Annotated in this window: 2 protein-coding genes; both read left to right on the forward strand. The window is 71.2% G+C overall.

Features of this window, described 5'->3' with window-relative positions; genetic code table 11:
• The coding region (gene uvrC, locus B8460_RS03895; protein ID WP_048860264.1) for an excinuclease ABC subunit UvrC at positions 1–1,915 on the forward strand (1,915 nt) is incomplete at its 5' end.
• A gap of 49 nt (positions 1,916–1,964) precedes the next feature.
• Positions 1,965–2,474, forward strand: a 510-nt coding sequence (gene pgsA / locus B8460_RS03900; RefSeq protein WP_048860265.1) for a CDP-diacylglycerol--glycerol-3-phosphate 3-phosphatidyltransferase, incomplete at its 3' end; no start/stop codon positions are given.

A 2,474-nucleotide genomic window follows, 5' to 3' on the forward strand; every position in this document is an offset into this window, starting at 1 on the left:
CGACACGTCGCCCCCGGACGCGCCGGCCTCCGAAGCGGCCCTGCCGGAGGCGGCACCGTCGGCCGCGGCCGATGCGCCGGCGGGCGCGGCCGTCATCGAGGCGGCGTTGGCGACCATGCCGCTCGGCCCCGGCGTCTATCGGATGCTCGATGCCAGGGGCGACGCCCTTTATGTCGGCAAGGCGCGCAGCCTGAAGAAGCGGGTCGTCGCCTATACCCAGCCGGCCCGACTGCCGGAGCGGCTGCGGCGCATGGTGAGCGAGACGGTGGCGATGGAGATCGTCACCACGCACACCGAGGCCGAGGCGCTGCTGCTGGAAGCCAACCTCATCAAGCGCCTGAAGCCGCGCTTCAACATCGTCCTGCGCGACGACAAATCCTACCCGTGGCTGATGCTGACCGAGGATCACCCGTTTCCGCAGATCACCAAGCATCGCGGCGCCCGGGTCCGGCGCGGCAGCTATTACGGCCCGTTCGCCTCCGCCTGGGCGGTCAACCAGACGGTCAATGCGATGCAGCGTGTGTTCCTGCTGCGCTCCTGCGCCGACACCGTGTTCGCCAACCGCTCCCGGCCGTGTCTGCTGTTCCAGATCCGCCGCTGCTCCGCCCCCTGTGTCGGGCGGATCGACGCGGACGCCTATGGCCGGCTGGTGGCGCAGGCGCGCGCCTTTCTCGCCGGCCGCGGCGGGGCGGTGCAGCAGGAGCTGGCGGCGGAGATGGAAACTGCGGCGGCGGCGCTGGAGTTCGAGCGCGCGGCGGCGGTGCGCGACCGCATACGCGGGCTGACCCATGTCCAGGGAACGGCCGTGGTCAACCCGGCCTCCGTCGCCGACGCCGACGTGGTGGCCGGATGGCAGGCGGCGGGCCAGACCTGCGTGCAGGTATTTTTCATCCGGGGCGGGCGCAACAACGGCAATCGCGCGTTCTTCCCGACACATGGACGGACGGAGGAGCTGCCCGCCGTGCTCGGCGCCTTCATCGCGCAGTTCTACGACGACAAGCCGCCGCCGCCGCTGGTGCTGCTGAGTCAGCCCCTGGCGGAGCAGGCGCTGGTGGCGGAGGCGCTGAGCCTGAAGGCCGGGCGGCGGGTGGAGGTCGCGGTGCCGCAGCGCGGCGAGAAGCGCGCGGTGGTCGAGCATGCCGAGACCAACGCGCGCGAGGCGCTGGAACGGCGGCTCGCGGAGTCGGCGGGGCAGGCAAAGCTGCTGGAGGCCGTGGCCGCGCTGTTCGCCCTGCCGGCGACGCCGGAGCGGATCGAGGTCTATGACAACAGCCACATCATGGGCGCCAACCCCTACGGCGTGATGATCGTCGCCGGGCCCGAAGGCTTCGCCAAGGCCGCCTATCGCAAGTTCGCCATCCGCGGCCCGGTCACGCCAGGCGACGATTTCGCGATGATGCGCGAGATGCTGGAACGCCGTTTCGCCCGCGCCCTGCGCGAACAGGAGCAGGGCCATCCCATGCCCGACCTCGTGCTGATCGACGGCGGCGCCGGCCAGCTATCGGCGGCCCGGCAGGTGCTGGCGGATCTGGGCGTGTCCGACGTGCCGCTTGTCGCCATCGCCAAGGGGCCGGACCGTGACGCCGGGCGGGAGTGGTTCCACATGGACGGGCGCCCGGCCTTCCAGCTCCCGCCACGCGATCCGGTACTCTATTTTCTGCAACGCCTGCGCGACGAGGCGCACCGGTTTGCCATCACCACCCACCGCGCCGGCCGGTCGAAGGGGCTGCGGCAAAGCGAACTCGACGAAATCGCGGGCATCGGGGCGGCACGCAAGCGGGCGCTGCTCAACCATTTCGGCTCCGCCCGCGGCGTCAAGCAGGCGGGGCTCGCCGATCTGGAGGCGGCGCCCGGCATCTCGCGCGAGACGGCGCGCCGGGTTTATGCGCATTTCCATCCGGGCGCCGCATTGTAATGCGGCCGCCCGCTGACCCGTCGCGCATTTGGCCGTAGGATCGGCATGCATGCTGACTGATCTGCCCAACCTGCTCACCCTGTCGCGTATCGCGGCCATTCCGGTGCTCGTGGTGCTGGTTGCGATCCGCGCACCGGGCGCCGACCTCGGCGCCTGCCTTGTGTTCTCCTATGCGGCGATCACCGACTATCTGGACGGGCATTTCGCGCGCCGACGGCGGCAGCTGTCGGACGTCGGGCGCATGCTCGATCCGATCGCCGACAAGCTGCTGGTGGGCGCCGCGCTGATGATGCTGGCCGGGGAGAACCGGCTGGGGCCGCTGGGCCTGTTTCCCGGCCTCGTCATCCTGCTGCGCGAAATCCTGGTCAGCGGGCTGCGGGAATATCTGGCCGGTATCCGGGTGGGGCTGCCGGTAACGCGGCTGGCGAAGTGGAAGACGGGGATGCAGCTGGTGGCGCTCGGCTTCCTGCTCGCGGGCGACGGGGGCGCGCTGGTGCTGCAGGGGCTGCTCCGCCTCGGTCCGCCGGCGTTTCCGGCCCTGCCGGCGACGCTGATCGGC

Origin of the sequence: Acidisphaera rubrifaciens HS-AP3 (assembly GCF_000964365.1) — a bacterium.
GTDB lineage: Bacteria > Pseudomonadota > Alphaproteobacteria > Acetobacterales > Acetobacteraceae > Acidisphaera > Acidisphaera rubrifaciens.